Annotated in this window: 21 protein-coding genes; 12 read left to right on the top strand and 9 right to left on the bottom strand. The window is 67.6% G+C overall.

The features are described 5' to 3' along the window. The 3 genes from QNJ30_06465 to QNJ30_06455 form a co-directional block, all read right to left on the bottom strand. The coding region (locus tag QNJ30_06465; GenBank protein ID MDJ0943087.1) for an enoyl-CoA hydratase/isomerase family protein at window positions 1-365 on the bottom strand (365 nt) is incomplete at its 3' end. Window positions 366-434: 69 nt separating this feature from the next. Further along, on the bottom strand, window positions 435-1268 hold the full coding sequence (locus tag QNJ30_06460) for a helix-turn-helix transcriptional regulator (GenBank protein MDJ0943086.1): 834 nt from the start codon (window positions 1266-1268) through the stop codon (window positions 435-437). 409 nt (window positions 1269-1677) lie between these two features. Then, window positions 1678-2718 (bottom strand): patatin-like phospholipase family protein, encoded by a 1041-nt coding sequence (locus tag QNJ30_06455; GenBank protein MDJ0943085.1) that lies wholly within the window; start codon window positions 2716-2718, stop codon window positions 1678-1680. Window positions 2719-2894: 176 nt separating this feature from the next. Here QNJ30_06455 and QNJ30_06450 point away from each other — a divergent pair, with 176 nt between their 5' ends. Further along, window positions 2895-3974: a patatin-like phospholipase family protein gene (locus QNJ30_06450; GenBank protein ID MDJ0943084.1), complete on the top strand. Its 1080-nt coding sequence runs from the start codon at window positions 2895-2897 to the stop codon at window positions 3972-3974. Between the two features lie 162 nt (window positions 3975-4136). On the opposite strand, the gene QNJ30_06445 is transcribed toward QNJ30_06450, so the two are convergent. Beyond that, the gene (locus QNJ30_06445; GenBank protein MDJ0943083.1) at window positions 4137-5039 is read right to left on the bottom strand and encodes a LysR substrate-binding domain-containing protein; all 903 of its coding nucleotides are present in this window, start codon (window positions 5037-5039) and stop codon (window positions 4137-4139) included. Window positions 5040-5196: 157 nt separating this feature from the next. On the opposite strand from QNJ30_06445, the gene QNJ30_06440 reads away from it, so the two are divergent. The 3 genes from QNJ30_06440 to QNJ30_06430 are packed head-to-tail and all read left to right on the top strand — an operon-like array spanning window position 5197 to window position 7593. Continuing rightward, window positions 5197-6108, top strand: a complete 912-nt coding sequence (locus tag QNJ30_06440; protein ID MDJ0943082.1) for a DMT family transporter — start codon at window positions 5197-5199, stop codon at window positions 6106-6108. Window positions 6109-6117: 9 nt separating this feature from the next. Next, on the top strand, window positions 6118-7068 hold the full coding sequence (locus tag QNJ30_06435; GenBank protein MDJ0943081.1) for a hypothetical protein: 951 nt from the start codon (window positions 6118-6120) through the stop codon (window positions 7066-7068). 33 nt (window positions 7069-7101) lie between these two features. Then, complete coding sequence (locus tag QNJ30_06430) at window positions 7102-7593, top strand: hypothetical protein (GenBank protein MDJ0943080.1); 492 nt, start codon at window positions 7102-7104, stop codon at window positions 7591-7593. On the opposite strand, the gene QNJ30_06425 is transcribed toward QNJ30_06430, so the two are convergent. Both QNJ30_06425 and thiE read right to left on the bottom strand, forming a co-directional pair. Next, a complete protein-coding gene (locus tag QNJ30_06425) occupies window positions 7590-8090 on the bottom strand; it encodes a hypothetical protein (GenBank protein ID MDJ0943079.1) in 501 nt (166 codons plus the stop codon). The two genes, QNJ30_06430 and QNJ30_06425, sit on opposite strands and share 4 nt — an antisense overlap. Before the next feature lie 62 nt (window positions 8091-8152). Further along, complete coding sequence (gene thiE / locus QNJ30_06420) at window positions 8153-8845, bottom strand: thiamine phosphate synthase (GenBank protein ID MDJ0943078.1); 693 nt, start codon at window positions 8843-8845, stop codon at window positions 8153-8155. A 138-nt stretch (window positions 8846-8983) separates the two neighbouring features. Here thiE and QNJ30_06415 point away from each other — a divergent pair, with 138 nt between their 5' ends. The 7 genes from QNJ30_06415 to QNJ30_06385 all read left to right on the top strand — a co-directional run bounded on the left by QNJ30_06415 (window position 8984) and on the right by QNJ30_06385 (window position 16886). Then, complete coding sequence (locus QNJ30_06415; protein MDJ0943077.1) at window positions 8984-9676, top strand: orotate phosphoribosyltransferase; 693 nt, start codon at window positions 8984-8986, stop codon at window positions 9674-9676. A gap of 37 nt (window positions 9677-9713) precedes the next feature. Then, window positions 9714-11405, top strand: coding sequence for a peptide ABC transporter substrate-binding protein (locus tag QNJ30_06410; GenBank protein MDJ0943076.1), 1692 nt, complete (start codon window positions 9714-9716; stop codon window positions 11403-11405). A 16-nt stretch (window positions 11406-11421) separates the two neighbouring features. Beyond that, window positions 11422-12369: an ABC transporter permease gene (locus QNJ30_06405; GenBank protein ID MDJ0943075.1), complete on the top strand. Its 948-nt coding sequence runs from the start codon at window positions 11422-11424 to the stop codon at window positions 12367-12369. After that, window positions 12366-13325, top strand: coding sequence for an ABC transporter permease (locus QNJ30_06400; GenBank protein ID MDJ0943074.1), 960 nt, complete (start codon window positions 12366-12368; stop codon window positions 13323-13325). Before QNJ30_06405 ends, QNJ30_06400 begins: the two co-directional genes overlap by 4 nt. Window positions 13326-13501: 176 nt before the next feature. Further along, window positions 13502-14893, top strand: a complete 1392-nt coding sequence (locus QNJ30_06395) for an aspartate aminotransferase family protein (GenBank protein ID MDJ0943073.1) — start codon at window positions 13502-13504, stop codon at window positions 14891-14893. 82 nt (window positions 14894-14975) lie between these two features. After that, a complete protein-coding gene (gene hemA, locus QNJ30_06390) occupies window positions 14976-16187 on the top strand; it encodes a 5-aminolevulinate synthase (GenBank protein MDJ0943072.1) in 1212 nt (403 codons plus the stop codon). A gap of 162 nt (window positions 16188-16349) precedes the next feature. Next, window positions 16350-16886: a hypothetical protein gene (locus QNJ30_06385; protein MDJ0943071.1), complete on the top strand. Its 537-nt coding sequence runs from the start codon at window positions 16350-16352 to the stop codon at window positions 16884-16886. A 66-nt stretch (window positions 16887-16952) separates the two neighbouring features. Here QNJ30_06385 and QNJ30_06380 read toward each other — a convergent pair whose 3' ends face one another. The 3 genes from QNJ30_06380 to pdxH are packed head-to-tail and all read right to left on the bottom strand — an operon-like array spanning window position 16953 to window position 19286. Then, window positions 16953-17693: an SDR family oxidoreductase gene (locus tag QNJ30_06380; GenBank protein MDJ0943070.1), complete on the bottom strand. Its 741-nt coding sequence runs from the start codon at window positions 17691-17693 to the stop codon at window positions 16953-16955. Between the two features lie 33 nt (window positions 17694-17726). Then, on the bottom strand, window positions 17727-18659 hold the full coding sequence (locus QNJ30_06375) for a cation diffusion facilitator family transporter (protein ID MDJ0943069.1): 933 nt from the start codon (window positions 18657-18659) through the stop codon (window positions 17727-17729). A 33-nt stretch (window positions 18660-18692) separates the two neighbouring features. Next, on the bottom strand, window positions 18693-19286 hold the full coding sequence (gene pdxH / locus QNJ30_06370) for a pyridoxamine 5'-phosphate oxidase (GenBank protein MDJ0943068.1): 594 nt from the start codon (window positions 19284-19286) through the stop codon (window positions 18693-18695). Window positions 19287-19478: 192 nt separating this feature from the next. Between pdxH and QNJ30_06365 the strand changes: the two genes are divergently transcribed. Further along, window positions 19479-19946 (top strand): RT0821/Lpp0805 family surface protein, encoded by a 468-nt coding sequence (locus QNJ30_06365; GenBank protein MDJ0943067.1) that lies wholly within the window; start codon window positions 19479-19481, stop codon window positions 19944-19946. Window positions 19947-19948: the final 2 nt, after the last annotated feature.

Raw genomic sequence — 19948 nt, 5'->3', positions numbered from 1 at the left:
ATGTCGCAGAGCGCGGCCAGTTCCAGGCCGCCGCCGCTGCAGGCCCCCAGGATCATGGCGACGCTCGGGTGCCGGCAATGCTTCAGGCCGTGCAGGGCCGGCTCCATGCGCTCGGCATAGGCCTTGGCCTGGGCGGCCGAGGCCCGGAGCGCCGGGAACTCGGCGATGTCGGCCCCGGCGGCGAAGGCGGCCTCGCCGGCGCCGCGCAGGATCAGGCAGCGCAGGCCGTCGTCGGCATCGAGCTCGGCGAGCAGCGCGCCCAGGCGCTCCCACATTTCCAAGGTCAGGGCGTTACGCTTGTCCGGCCGGTTAAGGACGATGGTCGCGACATCGCCCTCGCGCCGAAGCAATACCGAATCGGTCATGGCTTCCCCGCTGCGCTGCGGGTGCAGTCTAGGCCGCCCGGTGCCTCTCGGCCAGTCGAGCGGGCAGGTCTACTTGCGGCCGAGCGTCTGTGACGGCAGCTCGCCGAAGCGCTTCTTGTAGACGGCGCTGAAGCGGCCGAGATGGGCGAAGCCGCAGCTCGTGGCGATTGTCATGACACGCTCGCGCGGGTCTGCGGACAGCAAGGTCCGGTGCGCTCGATCCAGGCGGACCGCCTGCAGCAAGGCCTTGGGCGAATAACCACGGAACCGCCGAAAGGCGTGGTGTATCGACCTGGCGCTGATCCCGGCGACTCCCTCCAAGTCCTTCATCGAGATCGGCTTCTCCGCGTTCTTCACGATGTAGTCTTCCACCAACTTGACGTGCCGCGGCAGTCTCGCCGCAGCATGATCGTCGAAGCGCAGGCTGTAGTTGTGCCGGCAGCAAGTGAGCAGGGATGTCATCAGGGCTTCCTCCAGGCCTGCGACGATCTCCAGGCCGCCGCCGACTTTGAGGCGTTTTAAGAGACGCCGAACCCGGTCATCGACCAGGGTGCGGCCTTTCGAAGACTGCATGAGGTTCGGCTCGAAGACGAGCGGCGCCACGATCGGAACCTGGGTCAGGGCCTGGAGACGGGATTCGAGCGCTCGGCGTTTCACCCTGAGAGAGATCCAACGCCCCTCGGCCTCCGATCCCTCGCCATCAACGAGACGATCGGCTGCCGGAGCCGCGGTCTCGGACCGCCCCTCGGCGGCGGGTTCGGTTCGACCACCGAGGTCGATGGCGAGAAGGTAGAACCCCTCGGCCTCGACGGCATCCCTCGGCAGCTCAAGGGCGGCCTGCCGGTCGGTCAGCGCGGCGCAGAGATCGATCCGCACGATTTGTGCGTCGGAGGTGTCGCCCACCTTCGCGAGCTGAGCCTGGTCTATGGACGTCGACCGCGACCCGGCCCGCCCGACCTTGCCGCTCCTGGCGTCCAGGCAACCCGGTGCCCGCCGAAACGACGACCGCTTGGGACTCCCCCGTGAACCCATCGAACGCTACCCGCCCTGGCCCAAAGCCACACGATCCGAAGCCCCGAAGAGTCCAATGCCGCTCCTAACCCCGCCGCCCGGATGAGTCCTCTTCGACTTGGATAGCGCGGACCGTTCGGGAAAGTTTCGCCAATTACGAGGCCGCTTGGCTATCCGGATCGCGCATCAGATGTAGGGATTCACGGAAAAACGCCGTGCTGCGGACAGCGCAGCAACCTCCAGCTCCTCGGGCCGGCACCGAAACCCGTCTCGGACGGCCTCGGCTCGACCCCGTCCCGACCTAGGCGGCCCGGCTCCACTCGAGGAGGTAGCCCGAGAGCTCCTTCAGGGTCCGGCGGTTCTTGAGGATCATGTCCTCGGCCAGCAGCTTCAGCACCCGGACGTTGGAGCGGCTGATGTCGTCCATGTCGTCGTTGCCGACGTCGAGCCGGACCTGAAAACGGAAATAGTTGGGTCGGCCGTTGGTTCCTTGCTGGAGGATATGCCGGATCTGGTAGTCGACCGAATGGGCGACGCCGTCGCACATCAGGGAGAACAGCGGCTGGGCCCAGGTCGCCGCGCCCCAGTTGCGGCATTCCTCGTAAGGCAGGCGCCGGGTCAGCTCGCCGGCACCGAGGGAGACCATGAAGATCTCACGGTTGCCTTCCGCGATCTCCTGGGCCTCGATCAGGGCGCAGAGCGCCGGGTTGTAGGCGAAGACCGCGCCGTCGACCAGGGCGAAGTAGTCGTGTCCGTCCTCGGAGGGCACGTGGGCCGGCTCGAAGTAGGTCGGTGCCGCCGTCGTCGCCCGCACCACCTGCGCCATGGGGAAGTCGTAGCCTTCCCGAAGCCGGGCGTTGCGGCTGCGGAAGAAGAAAGGAATGCGCCGCTCGATCTCGTAGGAGGTCACCATGACGCTGGTCAGGGCCTCCGAGAGCTTGGTCTCGCCGAACATCTCGGCCAGCACCCGGTTGAAGCCCTCTTCCGGGTACTTGCTGTTGGCCAGATTTCCGACTGCGGTCACCTTGTGCCAGAGCGAGCGCTCGAAGACCCGATCGGCGTTCTTCTCGATCAGACGGGAGAGGGTGCGGGCCGAGAACCTGGGCTTGCCCTCAGCGTCGGGGGTCACCAGGGCCAGGCCGATCAGGCCGCCGATCGAGGTTCCTACGATGAGGTCGAAGATCTCCGACACCGGCTTGCCGACCCGCCGCTCGATGTCGGCCAGGACCAGGGCCGGAATGATGCCACGAATCCCGCCGCCGTCGATCGACAGCACCCGAAGGGGCTGCGCCGGACGGCCCAGAAACCGGGTGAGGCCGGCTGTGCGTGGGACCTCGTTCACGAAGCGATTCCCTACCGTTTGACCGCTTGCGCCTTTTGGCGGCTTGTTAACCCTCGAACGCCTTAGCTTAGCACAGGAGGCGCCGCCTCGCCCCGCGGCACCGCCACAGTCGTGTTTCGTAATGATAGCAAAGAATTTACCTATGGGGCTGTTAGTCGAGTCTTAATGGAATGACAATGTCCGAGCAGAACGCCCGCAACACCTCGCGATCCGGACCCTGCGGAGATCCCTGGCCGCACGGCGCCGAGGTCCGGCGGATCAACCTGGCCCTCCAGGGCGGTGGCGCCCACGGTGCCTTCACTTGGGGGGTCCTGGACCGCCTGCTGGAGGACGACCGGGTCGAGATCGAGGCGATCACGGGGACCAGCGCCGGGGCCGTCAACGGCACCGTCATGGCTTACGGCCTGACCGTCGGCGGCCGTGCGGAGGCGCGGCAGATGCTGCGCCGTTTCTGGGAGCGGGTCTCGCAGATCGCCGCCCTATCGCCGCTTCAGCCCAGCGCCCTCGACCGGCTGATGGGGCCCGGACGCATGGACTTCTCGCCCGGCTACTGGGCGATGGACATGATGTCTCGGGTCTTCTCGCCCTATCAGTACAACGTCTTCGACCTGAACCCGCTGCGCGCCATCCTGGGCGAGATGGTCGACTTCGAGGTCCTGCGCGGCTGCCGGGCGGTCAAGCTCTTCGTCTCGGCGACCAACGTCAAGCGCGGCCGGATCAAGGTCTTCGACCTCTCGGAGATGGAGCTGGAGGCGGTCGTCGCCTCGACCTGCCTGCCTTTCCTGCATCACGCGGTGGAGATCGGCGAGGAGGCCTATTGGGACGGCGGCTACATGGGCAATCCGGCGATCTACCCGCTGATCTACCACGCCGACTGCCGCGACATCCTGCTGGTCCAGCTGAACCCGATCAACAGCGACAGCGTGCCGACCAGCGCCCAGGAGATCATGGACCGTCTGAACGTCCTGACCTTCAATGCCAGCCTGATGCGGGAGATGCGGGCGATCAACTTCGTCACCCGCCTGATCGACGACGGCTTCGACCACGGCGGCCGCCTCAAGCGCCTGCTGCTGCACGTGATCCACGCCGAGGACGTGATGGCCGAGCTCGGCGTCTCGAGCAAGCTCAACGCCGACCGGGCCTTCCTCGAGCACCTCTTCGAGATCGGGCGCGCCCGGACCGAGGACTGGCTGGCCGCGCACTTCGACCGCCTGGGCCGGGAATCCACCGTCGACATCGAGGAGATGTACCTCTAACAGCCAGCGGATGCAGACCCGGTCCAGCGGTATGCGCAGCGTGGAATCCTGCCGCAGAGCGGGTGGCCTTGCCGGGGACTGGCGACGCCTCGCGGTCGGACGCCTCGCCTTGCCGAGCCGATCCGGGACGAAGGCTCCGGGGATAGAACCCGATGCACCTCTTCAGACCAGCTCGGCCCTGAGCCATGACAGCAGGGCGTCGGCCTCGGGGCGGGATCGGGCCCTTTCGCGCCGATAGACCGACAGGCCTTCCCCAAGCACGACGCTTTCCTCGAAAGGCCGAATCAGACTGCCGGATTGCAGAAGCCTCTCCACCGCTTGCCGCCATCCCAAGCCGATACCGTGACCTTCCACGGCAGCCTGGATCAAGACCGGATAGCTGTCGAAGACCGCCCCTCTGTGGCCGACGCGCTGGGTCAAGCCCAGTCGCTCGAGCCAGTCGTCCCATTCCAGCCAATCCTGCGGCTCGACCTTGTGGTGCAGCAAGGCGTGGTCCGGCAGATCGGCCAGAGACAGCGGCGCTCTTCGTCCCGCCAGATAGCTCGGGCTGCACACCGGGAAGACCTCGTCCGAGGCGGTGAAGGCCCGGACGTGGGTGCCGCTGGCCCGACCGGAGGTCTGCAGTGCCACGTCGAAGTCCTCATGCGACTGGGCGACAGGCATGGTCGACGCCGTGACCCGGACATCGATCCGAGGTTGGCGTTGGTGAAAGTCGGAAAGGCGGGGCATCACCCAGTAGAACGCATAGCAAAGCTCTGCGAAGAGGACCACCTCGCCGCTTCGCGGCAGGCTGCGCAGGTCGGTCGCTCGGGCGGCAATGCTCTCCAGTCCCGCCGTAACGCTGCGTCCGAGATCGCGGCCCGCTTCGGTAAGGAACACGGCCCGATGGCGGCGCTCGAAGAGACGGACTCCCAGGTCCTCCTCCAGGGCCCGGATCTGGCGGCTGACGGCGGCCTGGGTCAGGTGCAACTCCTCGGCGGCCCGCGTGAAGCTCTCAAGCCGCGCAGCAGCCTCGAAGGGAAGGAGGCTGGCCAGGGGAGGCAGGTTCTTGCCCAGCTTATTCATAAGCTCAAGTAATGTATTTTGATCCATAACTCATTTGAAAATCGACTTTAACACGGCCTAATACTTTACCCAAAATCATTTTGGCAAACCGCTTCGGCCTGGACCTATGGAACAATCGACCGGGCAACATCGGGAAAACACAATTCTCGGGATCATCATGATCTTGGCATCGGTGTTGCTGATGTCCCTCGGCGATGCCTTGGTCAAGCACGTCAGCACCGAGTTGACGCTGTGGCAGATCTTCGTGGCGCGCTCGATCTTGGCGGTCCCGATTTCGATCATTCCCTTGCTCCTTTGCCGTCGGCCTTGGGTGATCGGACAGAAAGCCCTGCCTTGGATGGTCCTGCGCAGCGGCCTGCTGGTATCGATGTGGATTGCCTTCTACGCGGCCCTGCCGGCCTTGAACCTGTCCGTCGCCGCCGCCGCCCTCTACACCGGGCCGCTGTTCATCGCGCTGTTTTCCGCGCTTCTGCTCCGGGAGCCGGTCGGGCTCTGGCGAGGCATGTCCCTTGTGCTCGGTTTCGTCGGTGTCTTGGTGATGCTAAGGCCCGGCACCAGCGCCTTCTCCCCTGCGATGCTCTTGCCCATCCTTTCGGCGGTGCTCTACGCCCTCGCCATGATCATCACCCGCAGCAAGTGCATCGGTGCGGCGCCGCTGGTGCTTTCCCTGGTCTTGAACGCTTCCTTCTTGCTGGCCGGAATCGTCGCGACCGGCGCGCTTGCCTTCTGGGGGCCGAGTCCGGGAGAAGCCTCGGCCGACCCCTTCCTGCTCGGGCACTGGGTGCCGATGGGGGCGCAAGAGTGGGCGCTGATGACGCTCATGGCCCTGCTCATCGTCGCGGTCAGCGCGGGCGTCGCGAAGGCCTACCAGTCCGGCCCACCGACGATCATCGCGCCTTTCGACTACGCCTATCTGGTCTTCGCGGCCTTCTGGGGTTTCCTGTTTTTCTCCGAGAGTCCCGATGTCGCAACGGTCTCTGGAATGATCCTGATTGCCGGGGCAGGCGTCCTCGCCATGCGGCGACTTGCGCCCGCCCGCCGGCCGATCACAGCCGGCAAGTCCATCTGAGCCCCCGGGATGAACGCCGGTGTCCAAGGCTTGCTGTGGTGCCTTGCCTTCGTAACCCTGGAAGCGGTGCAGGCCGTGTACTTCGGCGGCGTGTTGCAGCGAATGGATTCCTTCCTGATCGGCTCGCTGGTGTTTGGCATCTGCGCCGCCGGAGCGATCGGGCTGACCTTGCTGCGAAGGCCAGAGGAAATCGCCCTGGCGCTTGCCGATCCGACGGCTCTGGCCTTCGCCAACATCTGTGCCGCCGGCGGATGGATCGCCTACCTCCTCGCGGTCCAACTCGTCGAACCTGCCGTTGCCTTCGCCGTCTTTTCCGGTTCGGTGCCGCTCACCACGCTCGTCGCGGCTCGGCTCGGCATGCCTGGAGCCACTTCGGTGCGGAATCGGCTCGAGGTGGCCGGGCTCGTCATCATCGCGCTCGGGCTTGCTGTTCTGATCTTCAGCACCCTTGCGGGCTGGTCCGGCTTCGTGCGCGGCAGTCCCTCCGTCGCGCTTGCCGGCATAGCCCTCTCAATCGCGTCCGGTTCTCTGATCTCGCTGTTGCTGCTCTATGCGGGTCGTCTTGACCGCCGCGGGGTCGGCCCCATGGCGCAGATCGGTTTGCGTTTTCCGCTCTACATCTTGCTGTCGGTCGGCGGCACCGCGCTCGGCCTCGACGCCAAGGGCCCAGTGCCGGTCGAAGATGTCGCCTTGGCAGTCGTCTTCGGACTGCTCGTCATGGCCTTGCCGATCTACGCCATGCAAAAGGCGGTTTCGCTCGTCTCGGCGCTGACCATCGGCGCCATGACCTCGCTCGGGCCGGTGCTCGTGTTCGGCTTCCAGATGGTCGAGGGCCGCGTGGACTTCGCCCGCGCGACTTTGACCGGCCTCCTGATCTACTTTGCAGGCGCCCTGCTGACCGCGGCCGGGAGCTCCAAAGCGGCATGGCGAGGTCGCAAGGCCGTCACTGCAGCCCGCTGATCGCGCCCGCCGGAAATGAGGGAGGCCCGCCAGGTGAAAACGACAACCGCGATTACGGCCTTCCTGCTGATCCTGGGACTCGCCACAAACCACGCCGGTTCCATGGCTGAGGCGGCAGAGCCGGTTTACATCAACAGCTACGGCAGCGACTGGGGCCTCTGGGCCCGAGGCCATTGCCGGCTCGACGTGCGCGCAGATGTCGAAGTCCTGGAGATCGAAGCGGTCGCCCTCGAGCCCAATCGCAACTATCCCCAGACCCTCGAAATCGCCGGCTTCCGCCTCTCCGCCGCCTACCTCGACAAGACGACGGGCGAGCCCTTCGGCCATCAGGCCGCAAGCGGTCCTCGCGTGGATTACGCCGTAGGCCTAGCGCCGGGTGAGAAACACGTCGTCAAAGACCTGATTCTGCGGATGCCGCGCGGCCGCCCGCCCGGCGCAAACGAGGCGCGGGTTCTCATCCTGCAGATCTTGGTGGGCTCTGGCAGCGCCTTCGAAATCGAGATCGCGAGGACTTTGGGCAACTAGAGCGCCGGGGGCTCGCTCTCGAGGCTGGTCTGACGGCGCGCACGGCGGGGCCGGCGGCCGCCCGGCAGGTAGGCAGTCAGCCAGAAGCCAAGTCCGGCCAGGCCGCCGGGCAGGGCGACGGCGAGCAGGAAGCGCCAGGTCGCGGCCTCGGCGTCCTTCGCCGCCGTGCCCCCGGCCGGGGCCTGGACCAGGGCGGCCCAGAGCACCGCGGTCAGGGCGCCGCCCAGGACGAAGGCCCACCAGCTCTCCCGGGCCAGGCGGCGCAGCAGCCAGAGCAGCGGCAGCCCCAGGCAGACCGCGGCCGGCAGGGCAAAGTAGAGGAACACCAAGGCGAAGGCCGCGATCCCGGGCAGGGCCTCGTGGGGCCTGAGCAGCAGTCCGGACTCGGCGGCCCCGACCAGTCCGAGGAAGGCCCCGGGCAGGGCGCAGGCGACGAGGAGGCCGAAGAAGACCCGGCCGGGCGTGGTTCGACGGGGAAGCGCGATACGCCGCGCCATGGGAGCTGACTCTGTCTGCAGCGCTACTCTCCCATCCTGCGCCGCCGGACGTGGAGGAAGGGTTAAGCCGACCCCTCCTCCCGGCGCCCGCCCCGGCGGCCCCGCTCAACGGCCGCGCGCAGGTCCCGGGCCGCCGCCTCCGGATCAGCGGCCCCGCAGATCGCCGAGACCACGGCGATGCCTTCGACCCCGGTCGCGGCGACCGCTTCGGCGGTCGCAAGGCCGATGCCACCGATCGCCACCATGGGCAGCGCTAGCCGGCCGCGCAGCGCGTCGAGGCCCTCGAGGCCGATGGCCGCGCCGGCATCGGCCTTGGTCGCCGTGGCGTAGACGGCACCGCTTCCAACGTAGTCCACCACCGCCGGATCGACCAGATCGGCCTCTTCGAAGGTCCCGGCGGAGACCCCGACGATCGCCTCGGGACCCAGGGCCGCGCGCGCCTCGGCGGCCGGACGGTCGTCGACCCCCAGATGGACGCCGGCGGCGCCGACCTCCCGGGCCACCTCGATCCGGTCGTTGACGATCAGCGGCAGCCCTCGGGGGGCCAGGACGGCCTGGAGGCGCCGGGCCAGGGCCGCCAGCTCGGCGTCGGGCGCGGTCTTGTCGCGCAGCTGGACCAGGGTCACGCCGCCGGCCACCGCCGCGGCGGTCACGGCCTCGACTTCGCGCCCGGGGACGTCGTCGGGGCCGATCACCAGGTAGAGCGTGAGGTCGAAGGCCTTGGCCATGGTTCCGATCGCGCTTGAGAAGCTCACGGCGGGCTACTTGGCAGGCCCGAACCGCCTTGTAAAGCGCCGGCCCGCCGCCGCCCGGGCGCCTGCCGCGTTGCCCAAGGCCGAGAATACCGATAAACAAGAGCGCAGGAAGAGATCTCGAAGGACCAAGAAAAAGCCATGGCCGGGAGCCCCGAGACGGCGCGCGCCGCCGCGCAGACCCTGCTCGACATCGAGGCCATCCTGTTCCGACCTGACCAGCCCTTCGTCTTCACCTCGGGCCGTGCCAGCCCGGTCTACGTCGACTGCCGGCGGATCATCTCCTTCCCCAAGGCCCGCGCCCGCCTGATGGACATGGCCGTCGAGTTGATCCGCGAGGCCACCGCGGCCGATCCGCCGGAGGTGATCGCCGGGGGCGAGACCGCCGGCATCCCCTTCGCCGCCTGGATCGCCGAGCGCCTGGGGCTGCCGATGATCTACGTCCGCAAGAAGCCCAAGGGCTTCGGGCGCAACGCCCAGATCGAGGGGACCTTCCACGAGGGTGCGAAGGTCCTGCTGGTCGAGGACCTGGCAACCGACGGCGGCTCCAAGGTCAACTTCATCGAGGCTCTGCGGACTGCCGGCGCCGAGATCAGCGAGACCTTCGTGATCTTCCACTATGGGATCTTTCCCCAGAGCACGGGTCTGCTGGCCGACCTGGGCGTGACCCTGCGCGGCCTCTGCACCTGGTGGGACGCGCTCGCCCTGGTCGAGGACAGCGGCTATCTGGACGCCAAAGGCGTGGCCGAGGTGCGGGCCTTCCTGGAGGACCCCGAGGGCTGGTCCGCCGCCCACGGCGGCAAGACCTCGGAGGAGCTGGCAAGCGGCGGTTAGCGTCCCCACAATCCTCTCGCAGAAGGAGGTCGAAACCTTGGCCAGATCGAAGTTCCCCGGGTCCGCGTTCCTGGGCGCGCTGCTCGTCGTCGCCACCGCCCTCGCAGGCGCGCCGGCGGCCAAGGCCGGCGGCGGCGGCGAGCTCAAGATCGGCCTCACCCAGTTCCCCTCGACCTTGCACCCCAACATCGATTCCATGCTGGCCAAGACCTACGTCCTGGCGATGACCGCCCGGCCGATCACGGTCTACGACCAGGAATGGCAGCTGATCTGCATGCTCTGCACCGAGCTGCCGACCATCGAGAACGGCCTGGCGAAGAAGGAGCCGCTGGCCGACGGCGGCGAGGGAATCGCGCTCACCTATACCCTGCAGCCCGAGGCGACCTGGGGCGACGGCACGCCGGTCACGACCAAGGACGTGGTCTTCACCTGGGAGATCGGCCGCAACCTGGAGAGCGGCGTCACCAATAGCGAACTCTACCGGCGGATCCTCGCGGTCGACGTCATCGACGACAAGACCTTCACCCTCCACATCGACCGCGTGACCTTCGAGTACAACGCGATCAACGACTTCCGATTGGTGCCGGCGCACATCGAGCGGCCGATCTTCGAGGCCGCCCCGGCCGAGTACCGCAACCGCACGGCCTACGACAGCGACCCGACCAACCCGGGGCTCGCCTTCGGGCCCTACCGCATCGTCGAGATCGTGAAGGGCTCCCACGTCGCGCTTGAGCCCAATCCGACCTGGTGGGGCGAGGCGCCGGCCTTCGACCGGATCACGGTCCGGGCAATCGAGAACACCCCCGCACTGGAGGCCAACCTGCTGTCGGGCGCGATCGACATGATCGCCGGCGAGCTCGGGCTGACCATCGACCAGGCCCTGGCTTTCGAGAAACGCCATGGCGACGACTACCAGGTGATCTACAAGCCGGGCCTGGTCTACGAGCACATCGACCTGCAGCTCGAGAACCCGGTGCTGCAGGACGTCCGGGTGCGGCGCGCCCTGCTGCATGCCATCGACCGCCAGGCGCTCAACGAGCGGCTCTTCGGCGGCAAGCAGCCGCCGGCCGACACCTCGGTCTCGCCCCTGGACAAGGTCTACAGCGACGACATCCCGCGCTACGCCCACGACCCGGCGCAGGCCAGGGCACTGCTCGACGAGGCGGGCTGGAAGGAGCTCCAGGACGGGGTCCGGCACAACGCCGCCGGCGAGCCTCTGACCCTCGAGTTCATGACCACCGCCGGCAACCGGACCCGGGAGCTGGTCCAGCAGGTGCTTCAGAACCAGTGGAAGCAGGTCGGCATCGACGTGCGGATCCGCAACGAGCCGGCGCGGGTCTACTTCGGCGAGACCCTGGATCAGCGCAAGCACAAGGCCCTGGCCATGTTCGCCTGGAGCTCGAGCCCGGAGAACGTGCCGCGCTCGACCCTGCACAGCGAGGAGATCCCGACCGAGGCCAACGGCTGGTCGGGCCAGAACTACACCGCCTACAGCAACCCCGAGATGGACGACCTGATCGACCGGACCGAGCGCGAGCTGGACTTCGACAGGCGCAAGGAACTCTGGGCCCGCATCCAGCAGATCTACGCCGAGGACCTGCCGGTCCTGCCGCTCTACTGGCGGGCCAACACCTATGTCCTGCCCAAGTGGCTGGAGGGCGTGCGGCCGACCGGCCATCAATACACGACCACGCTCTGGGTCGAGGAGTGGCGGCGCGGCGCACGCTGACGCCGCGGGGTTTCCGATGATCTCTTACATCGGCCAGCGCCTTCTCGAGTCCGCCGTCGTCCTGCTTGTGATGTCCTTCGTCATCTACGGCCTGATCGGCCTGATGCCCGGCGATCCGATCGACCTGATGATCCAGGCCGACCCCAACCTGACCAGCGCCGACGCCGAGCGGCTGCGCGCCCTGCACGGTCTCGACCGGCCGATCCACGAGCGCTACCTGGCCTGGCTCGAAAAGGCCGCCGACGGCGACCTCGGCTATTCGCGGCAGTTCGCGGCGCCGGTGCTCGACATCCTGCTGCCGCGGCTCGCCAACACCGGGGTGCTGATGGGTCTCAGCTTCCTGCTCGCCCTGGCCATCGCCCTGCCGGCCGGGCTGATCGCCGCCAGCCGGCCGCGCGGCCTCGTCGACCATTCGATCAACCTCTTCGCCTTCGCCGGGATCTCGGTCCCGCCCTTCTGGCTGGCGATCCTGATGATCATCCTCTTCGCCGTGGTGCTGAGATGGCTGCCGGCGGGCGGCATGGGCGACCTCGACGACCCGCTCGACCGCCTGCGCCACGCGGTCCTGCCGGTCGCCGCCCTGGCCCTGGTCACGGTCGGCGGCATCATCCGCTTCGTGCGCGCCGCGACCATCGAGGCGCTGCGCCAGGACTACATCCGCACCGCCCGGGCCAAGGGGGTCAGCCGGGCCGGGGTGATCACCGGCCACGCCCTGCGCAACGCCATGATCCCGGTGACCACGATCCTGGCGCTCAACTTCGGCGCCCTGTTCTCCGGCGCCCTGATCACCGAGACCATGTTCGGCTGGCTGGGCATGGGCAAGACCATCTTCGACGCGATCCAGACCAACGACTACAACCTGGCCCTGGTCGGACTGCTCTTCGCCACCCTGACCACCCTGCTGGCCAACATCCTGGCCGACCTGGTCTATGCCTGGCTCGACCCGAGGATCTCCTACCTATGAGCGTCGCGCCCGAGCCCGGCCCCCGCCTCGCCGCCGAGGCCGCCTTCGCGGCCGGGCCGGCGCTATCCTACGGGCGGCTGCTCTGGCGCCGCTTCCTGGAGCACCATTTGGCGGTCTTCAGCCTGGTCCTGCTGGCCCTGCTGATCGCGGCGACCTTCGCCGCGCCCCTGGCCGAGCAGGTGCTGGGCCTGGACGCCGAGACGGTCGACCTATTCAAGCAGAAGCAGCCGCCCTCGCCGGAACACCTCCTGGGCACCGACGAGCTCGGCCGCGACCTGTTGCTGCGCCTGCTCTACGGCGGCCAGGTCTCCCTCCTGGCCGGCCTGGTGACGGCGGTCCTGGCCGCGGTGATCGGCACTGTGATCGGCCTGCTGGCCGGCTACTTCGGCGGGATCCTGGACGCGGTCCTGATGCGCCTGACCGATGGGGTCATCGCCCTGCCCCTGCTGCCCCTGCTGATCGTCCTGGCGGCGGTCGACCTGACCAAGCTCGGCCTGCCCGAGACTCTGGCGACCTCGGAGGAGGTCAGCCTCTACAGGATCATCATTCTGATCTCCCTGGTCGGCTGGACCACGGTCGCCCGCCTGGTCCGCGGCAGCACCCTGTCCCTGCGCGAGCGGGAGTTCGTGCGCGCCGCCCGGGCGATCGGCGCCCGGCCCCTGCGGATCATGCTGGTCCACATCCTGCCCAACGTGATCTCGCCGGTGATCGTCGCGACCACCCTTTCGATCGGCAACATCATCCTGCTGGAATCGGTGCTCAGCTTCCTCGGCCTCGGGATTCAGCCGCCGATCCCCTCCTGGGGCAACATGTTGACCGGCGCCCAGGAGCTGATCTGGGACGCGCCTATGCTCGCGGTCTGGCCGGGCCTGCTGATCTTCGTCACCGTCATCGCCTTCAACTTTCTGGGGGACGGGCTGCAGGACGCCCTCGACCCGCGCGCCGTCGGCCGCTGATCGCACCCGGTAAATTCATGATTTTCATAAGACTTCCGGCCTGCCCGCAGGAAAACACAGGGAACTTGCAACACGGCCGGGTTGGACTTGACTTCGATCATTTCTTGGCGAGGGTCCGGGGTGGTAGTAGGGTCCCTGGCAGGTGAAACCTCGCTTTTAGAGACTAGGAGCTGCCCATGAGCGAGCGCCCGAACTCGACGGCCGCGCGCGACGTCGCCTACCAGCTGCACCCCTATACCAACGCCCGCAAGCACGAGGCGGAGGGGCCGCTGATCATCGAGCGCGGCGAGGGCATCCGCGTCTTCGACGAACAGGGCAAGTCCTACATCGAGGGCATGGCCGGGCTCTGGTGCACCTCGCTCGGCTTCAACGAGCCGCGGCTGGTCGAGGCGGCGGTCCGGCAGTTCGAGAGCCTGCCCTACTACCACACCTTCGCCCACAAGACCGGCGTGCCGCCGATCGACCTTGCGGAAAAGCTGATTGGCATGGCGCCGGTGCCGATGTCTAAGGTGTTCTTCGCCAACTCCGGCTCCGAGGCCAATGATTCCGTGGTCAAGCTGGTCTGGTACGCGAACAACGCCCTGGGCCGGCCGGATCGCAAGAAGATCATCAGCCGGATCAAGGGCTACCACGGCGTCACCGTCGCTTCGGCCAGCATGACCGGGCTGCCCTACAACCACCGTGACTTCGACCTGCCGATCCAGAACATTCTGCACACCTCCTGTCCGCACCACTATCGCTACGCGGAGGCGGGCGAAAGCGAGGAGGACTTCGCCACCCGGATGGCCGAGGACCTGGAGGCGATGATCCAGGCCGAGGGCCCCGAGACCATCGCCGCCTTCATCGGCGAGCCGGTCATGGGGGCCGGCGGCGTGATTCTGCCGCCCAAGACCTACTGGGAGAAGATCCAGGCGGTCCTCAAGACGCACGACATCTGGCTGGTCGCCGACGAGGTGATCTGCGGCTTTGGGCGCACCGGCAATATGTTCGGCAGCGAGACCTACGGCATCGAGCCGGACATCCTGGTGGTCGCCAAGGCCCTGTCCTCGGCCTATCTGCCGATCTCTGCGGTGATGATCTCCGAGAAGGTCTACCAGGCGGTGGCCGAGAACTCCGGGAAGATCGGCACCTTCGGCCATGGCTTCACCTACGGCGGCCATCCGGTCAGCGCGGCCGTGGCCCTGGAGACCCTGAAAATCTACGAGGAACGGGACATCGTCGGACACGTCCGGGCGATGGCGCCGCGCTTCGAGGCGCGCCTGAAGCGCCTTGGCGGGCATCCCCTGGTCGGCGAGGCCGTGGGTGTCGGGCTGCTCGGCGCGGTCGAGCTGGTCGCCGACAAGGACAGCCGGGCACCTTTCGAGCCGCTGGGCAGCGTCGGCGCGCTCTGCGCCAAGAACGCCCAGGACGAGGGCCTGATCGTCCGGGCTCTGATGGACCGGGTCGCTTTCTGCCCGCCGCTGATCATCACCGAGGTGGAGCTCGACGAGATGTTCGACCGCTTCACGCGGGCCCTCGAGGCGACCTGGGCGCACGTCACTTCGGAGGGTCTCGCGTCGGTGGCGTGAACAGGACGGGAGACCCCGGCGCTACGGCAACCGAGCAGGACAGCTTGGAGCCGAGCGGGTGGCATAGGGAGATTGGAAGGTTATGGACTACGAGACATTTTTCGCCGAGTCCGTCGATCAGGTGAAGCAGGAGGGCCGCTACCGGATCTTCGCGGATCTTCTGCGCCACGCCGGCGACTTCCCGCGGGCCACCCGCCACGACGGCCCCGAGCGCAGCGAGGTGACGGTCTGGTGCTCAAACGACTACCTCGGCATGGGACAGCACCCCAAGGTCCTCGGAGCCATGCGCGAGGCCCTGGAGTCCTGCGGCGCGGGCGCCGGTGGCACCCGCAACATCGCCGGGACCAACCATTACCACGTCCTGCTTGAAGAGGAGCTGGCCGGGCTGCACGGCAAGGAGTCCGCTCTGCTCTTCACCTCCGGCTACGTCTCCAACCTGGCGGCGCTCTCGACCATCGCCGCCAAGCTGCCGGGCTGCATCGTGCTCTCCGACGAGATGAACCATGCCTCGATGATTGAGGGTATTCGACACAGCCGGGTCGAGAAGCGGATCTTCAAGCACAACGACCCGGCCGACCTGGAGCGCCAGCTCAAGGAGCTCGACCCGGAGCGGCCCAAGCTGATCGCCTTCGAATCGGTCTACTCTATGGACGGCGACGTCGCCCCCATCGCGACCTTCTGCGACCTGGCGGACCGCTACGGCGCCATGACCTACCTGGACGAGGTCCACGCTGTCGGACTCTACGGCAAGGGCGGCGGCGGCATCGCCGACCGCGACAAGGTCATGGACCGGGTGACGGTGATCGAGGGCACCCTGGCCAAGGCCTTCGGATGCCTGGGCGGCTACATCGCGGGCTCGGCGGCGCTGGTCGATTTCGTGCGCAGCTACGCCTCGGCCTTCATCTTCACCACCGCCCTGCCGCCCCACGTCGCCGCCGGCGCCCTGGCCAGCATCCGCCACCTCAAGAAGAGCGGCGCGGAGCGCGCGCGACACCAGGAGCGTGCCGCCACCCTGAAGCGCCGCCTGAAGGAGGCCGGCCTGCCGGTCATGCCGAGCTCGACCCACATCGTGCCGGTGCTGGTCGGCGATCCGGTGCTCTGCCGCCAGGTCACCGACACCCTGCTCGAGCGCTACGGGATCTACGTGCAGCCGATCAACTACCCCACGGTGCCGCGCGGCACCGAACGGCTGCGCCTGACCCCTTCGCCCCTGCATAGCGACGCCCACATCGACCACCTGGTCCGGGCGCTGGGCGAGATCTGGCGCGACCTGGGGCTGCAGCGCGCCGCCTGACTCCGCACGCCTGAAACTGCCCGGATTCCTCGGGCGGTCAACTTTCGGGAATCGCCCCAAATCTGAGAATGCGTCGCAATTGCATAAATTTCCTGGACATTTCACACCCGCGGGACTAGGTTTTCAAGGTCATCCCGTCGTCGCCGCCACGAAGCCGAAGCGATGTACCGCGACAACACCCTGGTCCCCTCCGAAGCGGTCCGCCTGACCGCCCTCGGCATCCTCGCCGAGGCGGACGCGCACTACGCCGCACTCGCGGCCGAGGTCCGGCACTTTACCTCGCGGATCGCCGGTCCTTCGCTGGACCTGGTGGCCGCGCCGCTCGAGCTGCTCAAGGTCGAAGGCCTGGTCGAGGCCGTCGAGGGCGACGCCGACGACGCCCTGCTGCGCATCACCGAGGACGGCCGCGCCGAGCTGGCGACTCTGATGACCTCCAACGTCCGGGCCCCGGTCAACGACATCAACAAGCTGATCATCGCCCTCAAGATGCGCTTCATGCATCTGCTGCCGGCCGAGGATCAGAGAATCCAGATCGAGGTGATGATGGAGATGGCGGAGCGGGAGATCGCCCGCCTTTCGGACTTGCGTCAGCACCATGCAAAAGGCCGGGGCCATCTGGTCGCCTGGCTCGACCACGAAATCTCCGCCGCCGAGGCCCGCCTCGCCTGGTTTCAGGCGCTCCTCACCAGGCTCGCTTAGGCGCCGGCGAACCTCCCCCTTCCCTCACACCTCGACCTTGTAGGTCAGGGCCACGCCGCGCCGCCCTCAGAACAGATGCTGGCCGCCGGTGACGAAGACCTCGGTCCCGGTGACGTAGCCGAAATCCTCGGTGCAGAGCCGATAGACCGCGGCCGCGACCTCCTCCGGCGTGCCCATGCGCTGCATCGGAATGCGCGGGATCAGGGCCTCGTATTCCTCGCCGATCATGGCGGTCTCGATCTCGCCCGGCGCCACCGCGTTGACCCGCACGCCGATCTCGGCGAACTCCACCGCCATCTCGCGGGTCAAGGCAGACAGCGCCGCCTTGGAGGTGGAATAGGCCGAGCCGGCGAAGGGATGCCGGGCATGGCCGGCGATCGACGTGATGTTGACGATCGCGCCCTTGCCGCGGCGCAGTGGGATCGCGAAGCCCCGCGACAGGGCCAGCGGCGCGAAGAAGTTGAGCTCGAAGACCTGGCGCCAGCCGTCGAGGTCGCCGTTGAGGCAGCCCAGACGCTCCTTGAAGGGGGTCTTGGGCGATACCGCCGCATTGTTGACCAGGGCGTGCAGCGGTCCCTCGCCGAGCAGCACGTTGGCCCGCTCGACGAAGGTCTGGAGCTCGCCGCGCTCGGCGAGGTCGGCGGTGATGTGCTCCGACCAGTTGGGGTCGCGGCGGCAGTCCTCGGGCACGGCCTCCCGCGAGCAGGTGATGATGCGCCAGCCTTCCTCGCTGAAGCGCTTGACCGTGGCATGGCCGATGCCGCGGCTGGCGCCGGTCAGGATCACCGTCTTGCGGTCGTCGGTCATGCTTTCCTTCCGTCCCTGCCGGCGGTCCGGCGCTCAATGGCCGCCGAACTGCGCCTGGGGCTCGACGATACCATGAGGATCCTCGTGAATGATCACTTCCGCACCCGGAAAGGCCGCCTTCAGCTCGGCCTCGACCTGGTCCGAGATGGTATGGGCGTCCCAGAGGCTCAGATCTCCGTTCAGTTCCAGGTGGAGCTGGATAAAGGTCTGCGGCCCGGCCAGGCGCGTGCGCAGGTCGTGCATGTCCACCACCTCGGGATGGGCGCGGACGATCCGGCCGATGCGGGCCCGGTCGTCGTCGGGCAGCTCGCGGTCCATCAGCATGTGCAGGGACTCGCTGGCGATCGACCAGGCGGTCTTGAGGATGTAGGCGGCGATGCCGATCGCGAAGACCGGGTCGAGGATCGTCCAGCCGAGCTGCGTGACCCCGAGCAGGGCCACGATGACCGCGGCGTTGACCAGGAGATCGCCCAGGTAGTGGAGCGAATCGGCCCGGACCACCACCGAGTTGGTGCGCCGGATCACGTAGCGCTGGAACAGCACCAGCACGGCGGTGGCCCCGATCGAGATCAGCATGACCGCGATACCGATGCCCGGGTTCTGGATCGGCCGCGGATCGAAGAGCAGGTGCAGCGCCTCGATCAGCAGGAAGACCGCCGATCCGGTGATGAAGGCGGCCTGGCCGAGCGCCGCCAGCGGCTCCGCCTTGCCGTGGCCGAAGCGGTGCTCCCGGTCGGCCGGGGTCAGCGCGTGCCGCACTGCAAGCAGGGAGACCAGGGAGGCCACGGCATCGAGGATCGAATCGATCAGGGTCGACAGAAGGCTGATCGAATCGGTCAGCACCCAGGCGCCCAGCTTGAGCACGATGAGGCAGACCGCGGTGCTGACGGAGGCATAGGTCGCCAGCCGCATCAAGCGGGCGTTATCCTGGACCTTTGCCTCGGCAGCCTGCGGCTCAGAGATCATGGCGTCGCTTCCGGTACCCTTCGGCACCCCGTCTCACGGAAAGAGGCGCTCGGTGGTCCAGCCGTCTGAGCCGCGATGGTACACGAGCCGGTCGTGCAGCCGAAACGCCCCGTCCCGCCAGAACTCGATCCGCTCGGGCAGGACCCGGAAGCCGCTCCAGAAGGGCGGCCGCGGCACTTTGCCGATGCCGAACTTGGCGGCGTATTTGGCGATCCGCCGCTCAAGGACGAAGCGCCCTTCCAGGGGCTCGGACTGGCGACTGGCCCAGGCGCCGATCTGGCTGTCCCGAGGTCGTGACTCGAAGTAGGCGTCGGCTTCCGCGTCGCTGACCGGCTTCACCCGGCCCTCGACCCGGACCTGCCGGCGCAGGGACTTCCAGTGCAGGCAGAGCGCGGCCTTGGCCGTCGTCTCCAGCTGCCGGCCCTTGCGGCTGCCGAGGTTGGTGTAGAAGACGAAGCCCTCGGCGTCGAAGCCCTTGAGCAGGACCATCCGCAGCGAAGGCATCCCGTCCGGGGCCACGGTCGCCAGGGCCATGGCGTTGGGATCGTTGGGTTCGCTGGCCTTCGCCTCCTCGTACCAGGCGGCGAAGGTCTCGAAGGGGTCGGCGTTCTCCGGCAGGCCGCTCATGCTCCATCTTCCTCCGGCGCCAGGGTAGCCGGGGCGGGCCAGAGGCACCATATAGATTTGCGGGACGGGCCCAGAGCCCCTCTCCCTTGGCGGCGCACGACTGCGCAGCAGGGATGAAACAGACCCCGGCTGCGTAGCATCAACTGAAACCCAAGTCTTTCAGGCGTTTTCAACAATGAGCCGGGGGAGAACATGAAGCTCAAGACCCTTGTTGCAGTTATTGCCATCGCCCTGACGGTCGCAGCCTGCGCCGGCAGGGGGCCCAAGCAGACCGTCGGGACCGTGGGCGGTGCCGCCGTCGGCGGGCTGATCGGCTCGCAGATCGGCTCCGGCACGGGCCGGCTGATCGCGACCGGCGCCGGCGTCTTCCTCGGCGGCCTGATCGGCAGCGAGATCGGCCGCAGCATGGACGAGGTCGACCAGATCAAGAACGACCGGGCGGTGCAGACCGCGACCCGCGCCCCGATCGGCGAGACCATCACCTGGAACAACCCGGATAGCGGCAATTCCGGTGCGGTGACCCCGACCCGGGACGGCACCGCCTCGACGGGAGAGTATTGCCGGGAATTTCAGCAGACGGTAACCATAGGCGGTAAGACTGAGGAAGCCTATGGGATCGCCTGCCGTAAGCCGGATGGCTCCTGGGAAGTCAGGCAGTAATC

The organism is Kiloniellales bacterium, from assembly GCA_030066685.1.
GTDB lineage: Bacteria > Pseudomonadota > Alphaproteobacteria > Kiloniellales > JAKSBE01 > JAKSBE01.
Note: the sequence above shows the minus strand (reverse complement) of the source record. Positions and strands in the feature narration are given on the sequence as shown.